Annotated in this window: 15 protein-coding genes; 9 read left to right on the forward strand and 6 right to left on the reverse strand. The window is 60.7% G+C overall.

The genetic code is table 11. From position 1 onward, the window contains the following. Nucleotides 1-63: 63 nt before the first annotated feature. The 5 genes from glcF to KW403_RS12660 all read right to left on the reverse strand — a co-directional run bounded on the left by glcF (nt 64) and on the right by KW403_RS12660 (nt 6,050). Complete coding sequence (glcF, locus tag KW403_RS12640; protein WP_223019829.1) at nt 64-1,407, reverse strand: glycolate oxidase subunit GlcF; 1,344 nt, start codon at nt 1,405-1,407, stop codon at nt 64-66. 13 nt (nt 1,408-1,420) lie between these two features. Then, on the reverse strand, nt 1,421-1,801 hold the full coding sequence (locus tag KW403_RS12645) for a DUF4870 family protein (protein WP_223019830.1): 381 nt from the start codon (nt 1,799-1,801) through the stop codon (nt 1,421-1,423). 42 nt (nt 1,802-1,843) lie between these two features. Further along, nucleotides 1,844-3,052 (reverse strand): FAD-binding protein, encoded by a 1,209-nt coding sequence (locus KW403_RS12650; RefSeq protein ID WP_223019831.1) that lies wholly within the window; start codon nt 3,050-3,052, stop codon nt 1,844-1,846. A 52-nt stretch (nt 3,053-3,104) separates the two neighbouring features. Further along, entirely contained in the window at nt 3,105-4,601 is a 1,497-nt protein-coding gene (locus KW403_RS12655) for an FAD-linked oxidase C-terminal domain-containing protein (RefSeq protein ID WP_223019832.1), read from the reverse strand. 78 nt (nt 4,602-4,679) lie between these two features. Next, on the reverse strand, nt 4,680-6,050 hold the full coding sequence (locus KW403_RS12660; RefSeq protein WP_246637770.1) for a DUF3422 family protein: 1,371 nt from the start codon (nt 6,048-6,050) through the stop codon (nt 4,680-4,682). A 181-nt stretch (nt 6,051-6,231) separates the two neighbouring features. Between KW403_RS12660 and KW403_RS12665 the strand changes: the two genes are divergently transcribed. Genes KW403_RS12665 through KW403_RS12685 form a run of 5 tightly spaced genes read left to right on the forward strand, consistent with a single transcriptional unit; the run spans nt 6,232 to nt 10,695 of the window. Continuing rightward, nucleotides 6,232-7,017 carry an FCD domain-containing protein gene (locus tag KW403_RS12665; RefSeq protein ID WP_223019833.1) on the forward strand — a complete coding sequence of 262 codons (786 nt, stop codon included), beginning with the start codon at nt 6,232-6,234 and terminating at the stop codon, nt 7,015-7,017. Continuing rightward, the gene (locus KW403_RS12670; protein WP_246637771.1) at nt 7,014-7,841 is read left to right on the forward strand and encodes a (Fe-S)-binding protein; all 828 of its coding nucleotides are present in this window, start codon (nt 7,014-7,016) and stop codon (nt 7,839-7,841) included. Before KW403_RS12665 ends, KW403_RS12670 begins: the two co-directional genes overlap by 4 nt. Further along, nucleotides 7,841-9,280, forward strand: a complete 1,440-nt coding sequence (locus KW403_RS12675) for a LutB/LldF family L-lactate oxidation iron-sulfur protein (RefSeq protein ID WP_223019834.1) — start codon at nt 7,841-7,843, stop codon at nt 9,278-9,280. The genes KW403_RS12670 and KW403_RS12675 overlap by 1 nt, the downstream gene beginning before the upstream one ends. Continuing rightward, nucleotides 9,277-9,951 (forward strand): LutC/YkgG family protein, encoded by a 675-nt coding sequence (locus KW403_RS12680; RefSeq protein ID WP_223019835.1) that lies wholly within the window; start codon nt 9,277-9,279, stop codon nt 9,949-9,951. The genes KW403_RS12675 and KW403_RS12680 overlap by 4 nt, the downstream gene beginning before the upstream one ends. A 3-nt stretch (nt 9,952-9,954) precedes the next feature. Further along, nucleotides 9,955-10,695, forward strand: a complete 741-nt coding sequence (locus KW403_RS12685) for a metallophosphoesterase family protein (protein ID WP_223019836.1) — start codon at nt 9,955-9,957, stop codon at nt 10,693-10,695. A gap of 33 nt (nt 10,696-10,728) precedes the next feature. On the opposite strand, the gene KW403_RS12690 is transcribed toward KW403_RS12685, so the two are convergent. Then, nucleotides 10,729-11,016 (reverse strand): hypothetical protein, encoded by a 288-nt coding sequence (locus KW403_RS12690; protein WP_223019837.1) that lies wholly within the window; start codon nt 11,014-11,016, stop codon nt 10,729-10,731. On the opposite strand from KW403_RS12690, the gene KW403_RS12695 reads away from it, so the two are divergent. The 4 genes from KW403_RS12695 (at nt 11,015) to KW403_RS12710 (ending at nt 15,017) form a co-directional block, all read left to right on the forward strand. Then, the gene (locus KW403_RS12695; protein WP_223019838.1) at nt 11,015-11,659 is read left to right on the forward strand and encodes a hypothetical protein; all 645 of its coding nucleotides are present in this window, start codon (nt 11,015-11,017) and stop codon (nt 11,657-11,659) included. The genes KW403_RS12690 and KW403_RS12695 overlap by 2 nt on opposite strands. Before the next feature lie 31 nt (nt 11,660-11,690). Beyond that, nucleotides 11,691-12,428: a 16S rRNA (uracil(1498)-N(3))-methyltransferase gene (locus KW403_RS12700; RefSeq protein WP_223019839.1), complete on the forward strand. Its 738-nt coding sequence runs from the start codon at nt 11,691-11,693 to the stop codon at nt 12,426-12,428. Between the two features lie 203 nt (nt 12,429-12,631). Further along, nucleotides 12,632-14,005, forward strand: coding sequence for a glutamate--cysteine ligase (locus KW403_RS12705; RefSeq protein WP_223019840.1), 1,374 nt, complete (start codon nt 12,632-12,634; stop codon nt 14,003-14,005). Nucleotides 14,006-14,108: 103 nt separating this feature from the next. Beyond that, the gene (locus KW403_RS12710) at nt 14,109-15,017 is read left to right on the forward strand and encodes a DUF937 domain-containing protein (protein WP_223019841.1); all 909 of its coding nucleotides are present in this window, start codon (nt 14,109-14,111) and stop codon (nt 15,015-15,017) included. Nucleotides 15,018-15,035 lie beyond the last annotated feature (18 nt).

Genomic DNA, 15,035 nt, shown 5'->3' on the forward strand with positions numbered 1-15,035 from the left:
CCTGGCAGGGGAACCGCCGGGTGAACGGAGAAGGGCGATGCTTGGGGGAGCATCGCCCTTTTCTCATTCTGCAGCGACCATCGCTGACGCCTGTGGCCTTCCTGCCGCCGCCGTCTCAGGTAAAGACGCTGGCCTTGGTCCGCCATATGCCCAATCGAGAAGCTCCACTGTATGCAGGATCGGGGTATCCGTACCGGAGCCGATTTGAGTCATGCAACCGATATTGCCGGTGGCGATGAGCGTGGCCTCTGTGGCTTCTATGTTTCTCACCTTGCGGTCGCGCAGTCGTGCCGCGATGTCCGGCTGAAGGATATTGTAGGTGCCGGCCGAGCCACAGCACAGATGCCCCTCGCGCGGTTCACGAACCACAAAACCGGCCTCGCGTAGAAGTTCGCGCGGCTGGCGAGTGATCTTCTGCCCGTGTTGCATGGAGCAGGCAGAGTGGTAGGCAACCGTGATGCCCGGTTCGACAACCGGCTCCGGCAGATCGAGCGTCGCGAGATATTCCGTGATGTCCCTGGCAAGTGCGGCCACCCGTGCCGCCTTCTCGGCATAATCGGGATCAAGCCGCAGCATGTGGCCATAATCCTTGACTGTGGTGCCGCATCCCGATGCGGTGATGATGATGGCGTCCAACCCGCCGCCCTCGATCTCTTGGGTCCAGGCATCCACGTTGCGCCGCGCCGCGTCCAGTGCCGCATCTTCCTTGCCCATATGGTGCACCAGTGCCCCGCAGCAGCCTTCCCCCTCCGGGTTTTGCGCGGTTTCGATCCCGAGTCGCGCAAGGAGCCGAACCGTCGCGGCATTGATGCCTGGGTCGAGCACGGATTGGGCACACCCCGTCAGCAGCGCAACACGTCCACGCTTTGGTCGCAAAAGGCTCACGCGCTCGTCTGCCTTATGGGGCAGGCTGTCGGGCGCAAGATCGAGCATGGCCGCAACAGGGCTCAAGGCTGCAACTTTACGGAACAGGCCGGAAAACGGGCGTCCGATTCGGGCGAGTTTCAGAGCTGCGCGAAAGCGGCCGGGATAGGGCAAAATCTGCGCCAGAACCGAACGCGTCAGCCGGTCGAGCAGGGGCCTGCGATAGGTTTTTTCTATGTGGGCGCGGGCGTGATCCACCAGGTGCATATAGTCGACCCCCGATGGGCAGGTGGTCGTGCATGCGAGGCAGGAAAGGCAGCGATCGATATGGGTTACTATCTCCTTATCGGCTGGCCTGCCTTTTTCCAGCATGTCCTTGATGAGATAGATGCGCCCGCGCGGACTGTCGAGCTCGTTTCCGAGCGTGACATAGGTCGGACAGGTGGCCGTGCAGAAGCCGCAATGCACGCATTTCCGCAGAATCGATTCAGCTTCCGCGACTTGCGGATCGGAAAGCTGCTCGGGAGTGAAATTGGTCTGCACGGCGCCTCTTCTACTAGATAAGCCAGCTTTGCGGATTCTTGATTGGTTCTCTGCGTCCAACGGCCTGAAGGCCGATTACGCAGCGCACGACGACCCAGATCGCAAGGGCGATCATCAGCAGGAAGCCGATGCCGACAATCATCAACAGGGCGGAGGCGAAACCGAGCAGGAGGCCGATCCAGAAGGTGCGAATTGCCCAGGTGTAATGGGTCTCGAGCCAGCCGCTGGCCTTGCCACGGTTCATATAGGCAAGCACGATGCCCACGAGCGCGGAAATGCCGATGACGAAACTTACCAGATAAAGAATATAGATGACTTGCATGTTGGTCGGGCCAGGCTCAAGCCAGCCGTCGGACTTGCGTGTTTCTTCAGGTTGTTGCTGCATATCGCTCATGGGTTTGCCCTCCTTGGTTCCCGGCGGCAATCTATCACGGCTTCAGGCGAATGCCATGCGTGCGGGGTTCAATAGCCCTTTGGGGTCGAATTGCGCTTTCAGACGGGCGGAAAGGGCTGCAAGAGCGGGGGGGAGCGGCTGGAAAACGGGCGTCGCCGCTCGCACCGGAAGGGGCGCGCGCACCAGTGTCGCGTGCCCGCCTCCAAGATGGGCGATCAATTTCCGCAGTATCTCCGCTTCGGGATCGGCTTCCATCCGCATCCAGATCAGGCCGCCCTGCCAATCGTAGAACACATTGACGCCGGCGGCGCGGCGAAACGCATCCACCAGTTCGTGCCCACGCGACGGCGCGACCGAAACGCGCCATACCGGCGCTGGTGAGCCGTCGGCAAAGGGATGACAGTCGCGGATTTCACGCCAGAGCCTGCGCGAAAGTGCTTCATCGAGTGTTTCGACACTCCCGAAATCCCCCAGAAGTCGCGAGAGCAGGTCAACCCGATAGGCGACGGAAGGCCCAAAGCCCTCGACACGCAAAACGGTCTGCCCGCCACCGGAAAACCCGCCATCGATGAAGCGCCCCACGACGCCTTCGGGCAGGTGCGCGGCACCGGAGACCTCGGCGCTCGATCCCATGGCGATGGCCATGGCCTGCGTTGCAGCGGCATCGTCCAGCCCGGAAATGCAAAATGTGGTTTCGGTTTCCGCCGCCGGCAGCACTTTCATTGTGATGTCGGTGGCCACGGCGAGCGTGCCCCATGAACCGGCGAGCCCCTTGGAAAGGTCATAGCCGGTGACGTTCTTCACCACGCGCCCGCCCGACTTGAAACCTTCACCCCGGCCAGAAACCGCGTGAACCCCAAGCACGTGGTCGCGCGCGGCACCTGCTTTCAGCCGGCGCGGGCCGGCAAGATTGGCTGCAAGGAGCCCACCCATCGTGCCGCGCCCTGGCTCCACGCCAAGCAACGGGCCATAATCCATTGGTTCGAAGGCCAGCTCCTGATTGTGCGCGTGCAGTGCAGCCTCAATCTCGGCAACGGGCGTGCCGGCTTTCGCTGAAAGCACCAGCTCTTCGGGTTCATAAAGTGTGATGCCGGAAAGCTGCGAGAGATCGAGCGTGTGCTCGGTCTGCAAAGGCTGACCGATCCCGCGCTTGGAGCCATGGCCGATAATTTCGAGCGGAGCTTCCTCCGAAACGGCCCACTGGATGATCTCCAGAACCTCTTCGGCGCTTTTCGGCAGGAATTCGGTCACGATGGATCACTCATGCAAAAGCTCAGGCAGGAAAGGGGTGAGAACAGCACGCTCAAAACCTCTCCAGCTCAGGAAAGGGCACCTGTCCGCGATGAATGTGCATCCGGCCAAGCTCGGCGCAGCGGTGTAGTTGCGGGAACACTTTGCCGGGATTGAGCAGATGGTTTGGATCGAAAGCGCATTTCACGCGGATCTGCTGGTTCAGATCGTCTTCAGTGAACATTTCCGGCATCAGATCGCGCTTTTCCACACCCACGCCATGCTCCCCGGTCAGAACGCCGCCCACCTCCACGCACAGGCGCAGAATGTCAGCGCCGAAATCCTCGGCCTTCTCCAGTTCGCCCGGCTTGTTTGCATCATAAAGAATGAGCGGATGGAGATTGCCGTCGCCCGCATGAAACACATTGGCGACCCGCAGTCCGTATTTCTCCGAAAGCGCGCGCATGCCTGCCAGAACCCGCGGCAGCTGTTTGCGCGGGATCGTACCGTCCATGCAGTAATAATCGGGAGAGATGCGTCCGACCGCCGGGAAGGCGGCCTTGCGTCCGGCCCAGAACACGGCGCGTTGCTCATCCGATGTCGAGGCGCGGCTCGTGGTGGCGCCGTTCTGACGCGCGATCGCTTCCACCCGGTCGATCAGATGGTCGACCTCGGCCTGCGGTCCGTCGAGCTCGACGATCAGCAGAGCCTCCACATCGAGCGGATATCCGGCATGAACGAAATCTTCCGCAGCGCGGATGGCCGGCCCATCCATCATTTCCATGCCGCCTGGAATGATGCCCGCACCGATGATCTCGGCAACGCATCGGCCCGCTTCCTCGCTCGATGGAAAGCCGATCAGAACTGCGCGGGCCGTCTCGGGCTTTTGGAGAATGCGCACGGTCACTTCGGTCACGACGCCAAGCAAACCTTCCGAGCCGGTCATCAGGCCGAGCAAATCGTAGCCTTCGGCGTCCAGGTGCTTGCCGCCGAGCCGGATCACGTCGCCATTCATCAGCACCATCTCGATGCCCAGAACATTGTTGGCCGTCAGTCCGTATTTAAGACAGTGCACGCCGCCCGAATTCTCCGCCACATTGCCGCCGATGGAGCAGGCAATCTGCGAGGAGGGGTCGGGGGCGTAGTAAAAGCCCTCCTGCTCTACCGCGTGGGTGATCCCCAGATTGGTGACACCCGGCTGGGCGACCACTGCGCGGTTTGGATAATCAACGTCGAGAATGCGGTTGAAGCGGCTCATAACAAGCAGCACGGCGTCTTCCAGCGGGAGCGCCCCGCCCGAAAGCGAAGTTCCCGACCCGCGCGGCACAACGCGAATGTCGCGCTCTTGGCAATATTTCAGTATGCGTGACACCTGAGCGGTGGTTTCCGGCAGCACCACGACAAGCGGCATCTGGCGATAGGCGGTCAGCCCGTCGCTCTCGAAGGCGCGCATTTCGTTCTCCGTGTCCACCACGCCTTCACCGGGAACGATGGTGCGCATGTCGGCGACGATATCGGCGCGCTTCTTCAGGGTTGCCGCATTGGCCTGCGGCATTTTCAGGCCGGACATCAGAACTCCCTTACTGGTTCAATCTGTTTACCAGTGTGTTCGCAATTCTGTAAATGCTGCTTGCAAATCGTGCCTGCGTCAATCCGCCTCGGTGCCGATATTGGCATCCTCGCGGGCATGATGACGGCGGATGCGGCGCACCAGAAGCCAGATGCACAAGACGGCCACGGGGACGGCGGCGGCGGTGGTCACCTCGCTTGATAGGCCGGGCAGCGCGGGTTTTGCCCCCTTGGCCACATAGCCCACCAGCCCCACAACATAATAGGAGATGGCGGCAACGGAGAGCCCTTCGACCGTCTGTTGTAGGCGCAATTGCAGTTGTGCGCGGCGGTTCATCGAGGCGAGCAGATCGCGGTTCTGCCTTTCCACTTCCACATCCACCCAGCTTCTAAGCAGGTTTGCCGCGCGCGAGAGCTTTTGCGATAGGTTGGCCTGGCGCTCCTCCACCGAGCGGCAGGTGCGCATGGCCGGCGCCACGCGGCGCTGCAGGAAGGCGGCCCATGTTTCATATCCGGCCATGGGGGCCTCGTTCAGCATTTCCAGCCGCTCTTCGACAATGCCGTGATAAGCGCGGCTTGCGCCAAACCGGTAGAGGCTTGCGGCGGCATCGGCCTCAAGATCGGCGGCAAGTTCCGTCAATGCGCTCAAGAGCGCATGGCTGTCATGCCTGTCGCGCTGGCGCATCTGTGCGGTCAGGTTGGCCAACTGATCCTCCATACGCCGCAGGCGCGGCGAGAGCGATTGCGCGAGCGGGAGCCCCAACATTGCGAGCGTACGATAAGTTTCTATATCGTTCAGGCGTTGCGAAAGGGCGCCGATACGGGCTGGCGCCAGATCCCTTTCAAGGATGAGAATGCGGGTCAGCCCATCGCCGTCCTGACGAAAATCGGTGGCGACGGCAGCGCGCCCACCTTCCACCAGCGAATATCCCAGACTAGCCGGATCGAACGCGCGGATCAGCTTCTCGGTCGCGCCCGTCCATTTGCGGATCTCCACACGCGTGCCCGATATCGCGGTGCCTGGAGGGCTGAAACCGTTACCAAAGGGCGATTCCTCAAGGGGCTTTCCGGTCCGCGACGAGATTGGGCAATCCCATTGATAGCTCGAAAATTCCGTGTGTCGCTCCCAGCGCAGCGTGCCCTTGCCCCACTTCATTGTGTGGTGACGCGCATTGGTTTGTGGCGGAGCGACACCAAGGCGGCGCGACAGATCGGCCAGCACCGCCTGATCCACTGCAGAGCCGCCCTCGGTCATGAAGGAAAGCTGGATGATCAGGCGTGGCGCTTCCAGAAGCGCATGCGGCCGCGCATGCACTTCGCCCAGTGCATCCGCTCGACCATCATGGGCCGGAAATCCCAGAACGCTGCCCGTAACAAAGGTTGCGACCGTCGTTTCTCTTGTCTTGTCTGCGTCGGTCGCGACAAGCAGATCTCCATTTTTCTGGCTCATATGCCTTGCCATCTGCATCAGGGTGGACTTTTTCCAAGTATGCTATCGGCTTTGCGCGGGGTGCAATGCGTGAGGCAGCGTGGCCGTTAGGCTGCTCATTGGACAAATAAATTGACCAGTTTGGCTGGCTCGCGCTAGTCTACGTCCCCAAACGCTTGAATGACGGGAACGGCAAGTATCGGTGGAAGCAGTCTTTTCCAGAATTGCGCATGCCCGCACGGCGGATGGCGTTGTCCGGCAAATCGAGACGCTAATCCTCGAAGGTGTCCTGCGCGATGGTGACCGCTTGCCCGGTGAGCGTGAGCTGGCCCGCCAGCTCGACATCTCGCGTCCGATCCTGCGTGAAGCGCTGAAAACGCTGGAGGAACGGGGCCTCATCATCACCCGCCACGGCGGCGGAACCCATGTGGCCGACATCATTGGTCAGGTGTTCACGAAGCCTGTACGAGAGCTTTTCGCAACACACAGCAAGGCCACAGCCGATTATCTGGAATATCGTCGCGAGGTGGAGGCCGTCGCCGCCGAATTCGCAGCACGACGCGCAACGCCGGAAGACATTGTTCTTCTCAATGGTATCATGACGCGAATGGACGAGGCCCATGCCGCCGAGGACTTTGAGGCCGAAGCAGCCTGTGACGTGGAATTTCACAATGCAGTGGGTGAGTGCGCGCACAACATTGTGCTCCTGCACACATTGCGCGCCTGCTACCGGTTGCTCGCCGATGGGGTCTTCCTGAACCGCGCCCGCATCTATGAACTGCCCGATGCGCGCGACACGCTCCGTGCCCAGCATCGCGCGATCCATGCGGCAATTGCCGCCGGCGATCCGGAAGCGGCAAGGGCGGCTGCGATCGCTCATATCGATTTCGTCGAAAAGGCTACCTTTCATGCCGAACGCACGGATGACTGGCAGCGCATTTCTCGCCTGCGGCTTCATCAGCGTGGCGGGGAAACCTTGCAGCAATGAGCGAGCGAACCGGCTCTGCCGAGAATTTCAAGCCAGCGAAAGAAGAACCGTTGAAAGAACAAAGCATCTCACCCAAGCGCGTCGGCCTTTTCGTCACCTGTCTGGTGGATCTTTTTCGGCCCACTGTCGGGTTTGCTGCCGTCAAGCTCCTGGAAGAGGCAGGCTGCACCGTCGAGGTGCCCATGGCGCAGACCTGCTGCGGCCAGCCGGCCTATAATTCCGGTGACCGGGAAGATGCCGCAGCCATTGCGCGCCAGACCATCGAGGCCTTCGAGGAGTTTGATTATGTCGTCGCGCCATCGGGTTCCTGCGCGGGCATGCTCAGGAAACATTATCCTTCGCTTCTCAAGGGCACGTCCTATGAGGCGAGGGCGGAGGCCTTTTCCGGCCGCGTGCACGAGTTGGTGAGCTTTCTGGTCGATGTGCTCGGTGTGAGGCAAGTACCGGCCCGCCACGAGGGCAGTGTCACCTATCACGATTCCTGTTCGGGCCTGCGTGAGCTCGGCATCCAGCAACAGCCACGCGCGCTTCTGTCTTCGGTTGAGGGGCTGGAGCTCAAGGAAATGCAGAATTCGGATGTCTGCTGCGGCTTTGGCGGCACGTTCTGTGTCAAATATCCCGACATCTCCAACAAGATTGTCGAGGAAAAGACGGCGAGTATCGAGGGTGCCGGCGCTGATACGCTGCTTGCCGGTGATCTCGGCTGTCTCATGAACATGGCCGGCAAGCTTCATCGGCAGGGCAGCAGGGTTGAGGTTCGCCACGTGGCCGAGGTTCTGGCCGGCATGACAGACAAGCCGGCAATCGGCGGGGGAGGGCGCTGATGGAAATCCAGTCTCCACAGTTCAAACAGAAGGCGCGCAAGGCGATTGCCGATGAGCAATTGCAGCGCGCCATGGGCAAGGCGAAGATCGGTTTCGTCGGCAAGCGAAAGAAAGCGGTCGATGCACTTCCGGAATTCGAGGATCTTCGCTCTTCGGCCCGCGCCATCAAGGATCACACGCTCGAACATCTCGATCTCTATCTGGAAGCCTATGAGCGCAAGGTGATTGCCTCGGGCGGCCAGGTGCATTGGGCCGAAACGGCCGAGGATGCCCGACAGGCGGTTCTCAGCATCTGTCGCGCGGCGGGCGCACGAACCGTCACCAAGGGCAAGTCGATGATCACCGAGGAGATCGCACTCAACGATTTCCTTGAGAAGGAAGGTGTCCGACCGGTCGAGACCGATCTTGGCGAATACATCATCCAGCTGCGCGGCGAACATCCAAGCCACATCATCGGCCCGGCCCTGCATCTGAACAAGGAGCAGGTGGAGGAGGATTTCCGTCGCGTTCACACCGAGCTCCCGGCGGGGCGCGATCTTTCGCAGCCCGAGTCCCTTCTCGGTGAAGCACGGCATATCCTGCGCCCGCAATATTTTCAGGCCGATGTCGGCATCACCGGCGCGAATTTCCTTGTCGCCGAAACCGGCACATCCATCATCGTCACCAATGAGGGCAATGGCGATCTCACGCAGACGCTGCCGCGCGTTCACATTGTCGTTGCCTCCATCGAAAAGGTCGTGCCGACGCTGGAGGACGCGAGCCAGATTCTGCGCGTGCTTGCCCGCTCGGCCACCGGTCAGGACATGAGCGTCTACACCACGCTCTCCACCGGCGCGCGCCGCCCGGAGGATCCCGACGGGCCGGACGAATATCACGTCATCCTGCTCGACAATGGCCGCTCTTCCATGCTTGGCACGGAGTTCCACGAGATGCTGCGCTGCATCCGCTGCGGCGCGTGCATGAACCATTGTCCCGTCTATCACGCGGTTGGCGGTCATGCCTATGGCTGGGTCTATCCGGGGCCGATGGGCTCGGTGCTCACGCCCTCGCTCGTTGGCGTCGACAAGGCGGGGCATCTGCCCAACGCCTCCACCTTCTGCGGGCGCTGCGAATCCGTTTGTCCCATGCAAATCCCGCTTCCGCGCATGATGCGGCATTGGCGCGAACGCGAGTTCGAGCGCGGGCTCAATCCGGCGACCCAGCGTTTCGGCCTCGGTTTCTGGGCCTTCTTCGCCCGCCGGCCAAGGCTTTATCGTTTTGCCACGTCGATGGCGATCCCGGCGCTTTCCGGCCTTGCAGGGCGGGGACGATGGTTCCGCTCGCTCCCCTTTGCCGGGGGCTGGACCCGACACCGCGATCTTCCAGCGCCTGAGAGCCGCACCTTCATGCAGCAATGGCGCGACCGCGAGACCTTGAAGCAGGGAGGGACGTCAGCATGAGCGGGCGCGAGGCCATTCTTGGCAAGCTGCGGGCGGCAGCGTCCGTTTCCACCGATGACGCAGCACGGCGCGAAGCCGTCGGAATGCGCTTGGCAAAAGCGCCGCGCGGGCTCATTCCGGCGCGCGGGCAGGTGGATGGCGAAGAGCGGATTGCACTTTTCTGCCGCATGGCCGAGGCCGTCACAGCCACGGTAGAGCGCGTCGAAACCGCTGATGATGTACCGAAATCTGTGACCAATTACCTGCGCTCCAAGAATCTCGCCCCCTCCGTTCGCATGGGTGACGACAGACGCCTGAAGCGCATGGACTGGGCCAGCCAGAAATCATTGGAGGTGAAGCGCGGACGGGCAGAACCCGAGGATGAAGTCGGTGTGAGCCACGCATTTGCTGCTGTCGCGGAAACGGGCACCGTTGCCCTTCCATCGGGTAGGGAGAATCCGACCACGGTCAATTTCGTGCCTGATCACCACATCATCGTCATTGACGCAAAGGACATTGCCGGTGATCTTGAGACGGTGATTTCGCGCCTCAGGCGCAAATTTGGCAGAGGTGAAATGCCGAGACTGTTGAACCTGATCACCGGACCATCGCGCTCGGGTGACATCGAGCAAACCATGCTGCTCGGAGCGCATGGGCCGCGCGCGCTGCATCTCATCGTCGTCGACGGGTGACAAATGGTCGTTGGGGTCTCATATGATGAGGCTGCGACGCCCCCTGGCATGCGGCTTTATGCGGTTGGTGACATTCATGGTCGCCACGATCTGCTGGCTGCAATGCATGCGCGGATCATGGAGGAGATTCTCCACGATCGCCCTGCGGACTGGCGTGTCGTCTATCTGGGAGATTATGTCGACCGCGGCGCCAATTCACGCGGCGTGATCGAATATCTAGCCGGTCAGCGCGAGCGCGATCCGCGTGTCATCGCGTTGGTCGGCAACCATGATCTGGGTTTCCTCGATTTCCTGTCGAACCCCGACCCGTACGGCTTGTTCGCCTGCAATGGCGGGTTCGAAACGGCGCTTTCCTATAATGTCGAGATCGATCTTACATCGCGCGAGAGAATGATGCCCGGGCATGCGGCCCTCGTTCAAGCAGTGCCGCAGCGCCATAAAGCATTTCTGGCCACACTGCCTTACTCAGTGTCATTCGGTGATTTTTTCTTCTGCCACGCGGGCATTCGCCCTGGTGTTGCTCTTGATGCCCAAGCGGCGGACGATCTCGTCTGGATCAGGCGCGAGTTCCACAGATTCGAGGGGCTGCATCCCAAATTGATCGTGCATGGTCACACGCCAGTTGGTGCGCCGGAGCTCCTTGAGAACCGGATCAATCTCGACACTGGCGCATGGCACAGTGGTCGGCTGTCGGCGATTCGAATGGAAGGCCGGGAAAAGAGATTGATCGAGGTCGCCTGCTGATGGCAGGTGCCTTGATGGTACGAATGCCTGAACCTAGTCGACGGCGGCCGAAATGCCGTAACCGTCCACGGGATGGTGATCACCGGAAGCGCCGGCCGAAAGAAGCCTTGCACCGATCAGCGTGAACGCAGAAACAGTGATGAGAAACACGACAGTTGCACGCCCGATTGTCATCCGACCAAAAGTCCCTTGAAGGTCAACAAGCGCGGCTCCCCATGCCGCGCAGGCTGCAATAAACACAAACAGCTTAAGATTGAAACAATTTATATGCCAATACTCACATTGTTTGTGACTAACACCGGAAAAGGTGGAAATGGCCATGGCACTTCAAAACCGCGTCTCGCCATTCGGTCAGCTGGTTGCAACCCAGGCGCGCGGTGCTTTTACCGGCAATCGCGGCGTGCTCCATGATCCCGACACGAAAACGCTTCTGCGCCGCCGTTGGACGACCAAGGCTTGGATCATCTGCGTTTGTGAATTCCGGGGGCGCCGTCGTGAAGTCATGGGGCGAAACAGCCCCAAAGGCCGGGCCGGGTGGACGGAACTTTTCTTTCTCGATGAGGTGACAGCCCTTGCTGCGGGCCACCGTCCCTGCTTCTTCTGCCGACGCGAGGCGGCAATGGATTTTCTGTCCTCCGTGCGCGAAGTGATGAAAGATCAGGCGTTGAAGGCCCCCGATGTCGACGAAATTCTTCATGGGCAACGACTTGCCGCCACAGGCAAAACACAACCCATTGCTGCAGAGACGCTGCGGGATCTGCCCGACGGCTCCATGATAGCGTTGGCAGAGCAGGCTTATGCGCTGCGCGGTGGAGCACTGTATGAGTGGCGCTCCGAAGGCTATGGAAGCGCCCTTTCACCGGAAATTGTTCCGCCGGTTGTCCAACTGCTTACGCCAGCCTTGACCGTTTCGGCGCTGCGCCAGGGTTATTCCCCGGTTTGGCATGCAAGCATCGGCTCTTGACGCGGCAACATTGATCCACCATCAGACCGGCATGCGTGCAAACTATAAACTACAGCGGCTGTTCATTGATTCCACCCTGGCCCCCGGGGCCGAGGTAGAGACCAGCCGGGAACAGGCACACTACCTGACCAATGTCCTGCGCATGCGCGAAGGCGGTGAAGTGCTCGTTTTCAACGGTCGCGACGGCGAGTGGCATGCTGAACTGATAGCGGCCAACCGCAAGGCGGTTCGTCTGCGCATGACCAGTCAGGCGCGTCCCCAGACGCCCCATCCCGACCTTCTTTACTGTTTTGCTCCCCTGAAGAAGGGACGGCTCGACTATCTCGTGCAGAAGGCTGTTGAAATGGGGGCGGGGTGCCTACAACCTGTCATCACACAGCACACTCAGGTGGCAAAGCCTGGCACCCAGCGCCTCCAATCCAATGTGATGGAAGCGGCAGAACAATGCGGCATATTGGCCGTGCCTGAAGTGCTCGAGCCGGTGAAGCTGGACCGGCTTTTGACCGAATGGGAGCCGGATCGTCGTCTGATCTTCTGCGATGAGGATGCCGCAACCAACAATCCGATGACGGCCCTTGCGGCTGTGCAAGAGAAGAAATTGGCGCTGCTGGTCGGCCCCGAAGGCGGGTTTTCTGATGCGGAACGCAAGCAGTTGCGTGCTTTACCGTTCGTGACCCCTATTCCGCTCGGACCCCGCATCCTGCGGGCCGACACCGCTGCAGTGGCGGCCCTCGCCGTCATTCAAGCGTGCGCAGGAGACTGGGATTGAGTTTTTCACATCAAGTTTGGTTGACGCTACAATCAGCAATTCTTACTTGAAGCGAATTGTTTGAATGTCCATCAGTTCCTGATGGTTTGCTCTGGCATTTGGCAGTCACGTGGCATCAGGTGACGTTCGCATAAATGCGAATATAAGAAGGGTGGGGCGTCCTTTGCGTTCGCGCAGATGCATGGCGCTCTAGGAGGACGTACATGGCCCGTGACACAACCGACAATCGTCCAATCGAGGGGGTTGATGAACTCGTCGCCGATCTCGCCAAAGGCTGCAAGCCGAAGGATAAGTGGCGCATCGGCACCGAGCACGAGAAATTCCCCTTTTATGTCGACGGCAACCGGCCCGTTCCCTATGAGGGTGAGCGCGGCATCAAGGCGGTCCTTCAAGGCATGCAACGCGTCCTCGGTTGGGATGCAATCAATGATGATGGCAACATCATCGGCCTGGTGGAGCCAACCGGGCAGGGGGCCATCTCGCTCGAGCCCGGTGGCCAGTTTGAGCTCTCCGGTGCACCACTGGAAACGCTCCATCAGACCTGCCGCGAGGGCAACGCCCATCTCGCGCAACTGCGCGAGATTGCCGAGCCGCTCGGCATCCGCTTCCTGGGCCTGGGCGGCAGCCCGAAATGGACGCTTGCCGAAACGCCGCAAATGCCGAAATCGCGCTACAAGATCATGACCGCCTACATGCCGAAGGTCGGCACGCAAGGGCTCGACATGATGTACCGCACCTGCACGATCCAGGTGAATCTCGACTTCGAGAGCGAAGCGGACATGCGCCGCAAGATGCAGGTGGCGCAGCGCCTGCAGCCGCTTTCCACCGCACTCTTCGCCAATTCCCCCTTCACCGGCGGGCGGCTGAACGGTTACCAGTCCTGGCGCGGCGAAATCTGGCGTGACACCGACAATCAACGCTCTGGCCTGCTCCCCTTTGCATTTTCCGAGCGCTTCGGCTTTGCCGATTATGTGGAGTGGGCGCTTGATGTGCCGATGTATTTCATCATCCGCGACGGGCGCTATCACGACTGCACCCACATCACCTTCCGCCAGTTCATGGAAGGCGCGCTCAAGGACGAGGTGACAGACGGTCTACCGACTATCGGCGACTGGTCGAACCATCTCTCCACGCTCTTTCCCGATGTGCGCCTCAAGCGATTTCTTGAAATGCGCGGCGCCGATGGCGGGCCATGGCGGCGTATCTGCGCACTGCCGGCCTTCTGGGTGGGGCTGCTCTATGATCAGACGGCGCTCGACGCTGCCCACGACCTCACCGCCGATTGGTCTTTTGAAGAAGTGAATGCCATGCGCACCACCGTCCCGAAAGAGGGGCTTGCCACGCGCTTCCGCAATCACGACCTGCGCGAGATCGCCCGCGAGGTTCTTGCCATTTCGCGCAAGGGGCTCACTGCGCGTAAGCGTCTCAACTCGGAGGGCTATGACGAGGCAAGCTTCCTGAGCCCACTTGACGAGGTCGTCGCGCGTGGAACCACCAGTGCACAAGAGCTGGCCAACGCCTTCAATACACGCTGGGACGGTTCCATCGAGCCGGTGTTCCTAGAACAGGCCTATTAGGCATCCTCTCAAGGCAGCGAAGACAAAGCGGATTTGTCGGGTTATCTTTCTGAAACATTGGTCCGATACTTGCTCGGCGACGATTGATTGAAGGAGAATACTCATGCTTCCGCTGTTCGAGATGCTCAACAATGCCGGTGAGGGGAACGGCGTCGATCAGATCGCCAGACAGTTCGGCATTTCACAGGAACAGGCGCAGGAGGCCATGGAAGCATTGCTTCCTGCATTCAGCCAGGGTTTGAAGCGCAATGTCTCCGATCCACACGGGGCGGGCAACTTTCTTGGTGCGCTGGCATCCGGCCAACATGCGAAATATTTTGAGGATGCAGCCAATGCGTTCTCGCAGCAGGGCGTGGCGGAAGGCAATGGTATTCTGGGCCATCTCTTCGGCTCAAAAGATGTCAGCCGAGCCGTGGCAAGCCATGCCGCCCAGTCGACGGGCCTTGGCCAGGACATGCTCAAACAGATGCTTCCGGTGATAGCCTCCATGCTGATGGGTGGACTTTTCAAGCAGTCGACAGGCCAAATGCAAGGTGTCCGACCGCCTCAAGGCCAGGCTGGCGGCGGCGGGATGCTGGGGGATCTCATGGAGCAGATGATGCGCCAGATGGGACAGCCGCAGTCCGGCGTCAAGCCGCAAGGGCCAGGGCCATCGGGCATGAGCCCATCCGACAATCCACTGGGGCAAATTCTGGAAGGCATGTTCGGTGGTGGTGCGGGTGGCGCAGCAGGGCGTTCAGCGCCTTCCGGCAGCCAGAGCGATAATCCATTGGGGCAGATTTTCGATCAGTTCCTGCGCGGTGGGCAGGGGGCGGAACAGGCTGAGCCGCAGCGCCGCCAAGCACCGCAACCGGAGCCCACAAGCGATCAGGGCAGTGGCCGCCAGGGCAATCCCTATGACGACCTTTTTGGACAAATGTTCGAGACCGGCCGTAAAACGCGCGACGACTATGAGCGGGGCGTGGAGAATATCTTCGAGCAATTCCGTCAGGGCATGGAACGGCGCCGATAAGCTTTGCACCACAGCGGA

The organism is Nitratireductor kimnyeongensis, assembly GCF_019891395.1.
GTDB lineage: Bacteria > Pseudomonadota > Alphaproteobacteria > Rhizobiales > Rhizobiaceae > Nitratireductor > Nitratireductor kimnyeongensis.

Excerpts from the sequence above, each read along its gene's own strand:
- KW403_RS12645 (WP_223019830.1), bottom strand. The coding sequence starts at position 1,801 with ATGAGCGATATGCAGCAACAACCTGAAGAAACACGCAAGTCCGACGGC.
- KW403_RS12705 (WP_223019840.1), top strand. The coding sequence starts at position 12,632 with ATGGCCCGTGACACAACCGACAATCGTCCAATCGAGGGGGTTGATGAA.
- KW403_RS12675 (WP_223019834.1), top strand. The coding sequence starts at position 7,841 with ATGGAAATCCAGTCTCCACAGTTCAAACAGAAGGCGCGCAAGGCGATT.
- KW403_RS12690 (WP_223019837.1), bottom strand. The coding sequence starts at position 11,016 with ATGGCCATTTCCACCTTTTCCGGTGTTAGTCACAAACAATGTGAGTAT.
- KW403_RS12670 (WP_246637771.1), top strand. The coding sequence starts at position 7,014 with ATGAGCGAGCGAACCGGCTCTGCCGAGAATTTCAAGCCAGCGAAAGAA.
- KW403_RS12680 (WP_223019835.1), top strand. The coding sequence starts at position 9,277 with ATGAGCGGGCGCGAGGCCATTCTTGGCAAGCTGCGGGCGGCAGCGTCC.
- KW403_RS12685 (WP_223019836.1), top strand. The coding sequence starts at position 9,955 with ATGGTCGTTGGGGTCTCATATGATGAGGCTGCGACGCCCCCTGGCATG.
- KW403_RS12700 (WP_223019839.1), top strand. The coding sequence starts at position 11,691 with ATGCGTGCAAACTATAAACTACAGCGGCTGTTCATTGATTCCACCCTG.
- KW403_RS12710 (WP_223019841.1), top strand. The coding sequence starts at position 14,109 with ATGCTTCCGCTGTTCGAGATGCTCAACAATGCCGGTGAGGGGAACGGC.
- KW403_RS12655 (WP_223019832.1), bottom strand. The coding sequence starts at position 4,601 with ATGTCCGGCCTGAAAATGCCGCAGGCCAATGCGGCAACCCTGAAGAAG.
- KW403_RS12695 (WP_223019838.1), top strand. The coding sequence starts at position 11,015 with ATGGCACTTCAAAACCGCGTCTCGCCATTCGGTCAGCTGGTTGCAACC.
- KW403_RS12660 (WP_246637770.1), bottom strand. The coding sequence starts at position 6,050 with ATGAGCCAGAAAAATGGAGATCTGCTTGTCGCGACCGACGCAGACAAG.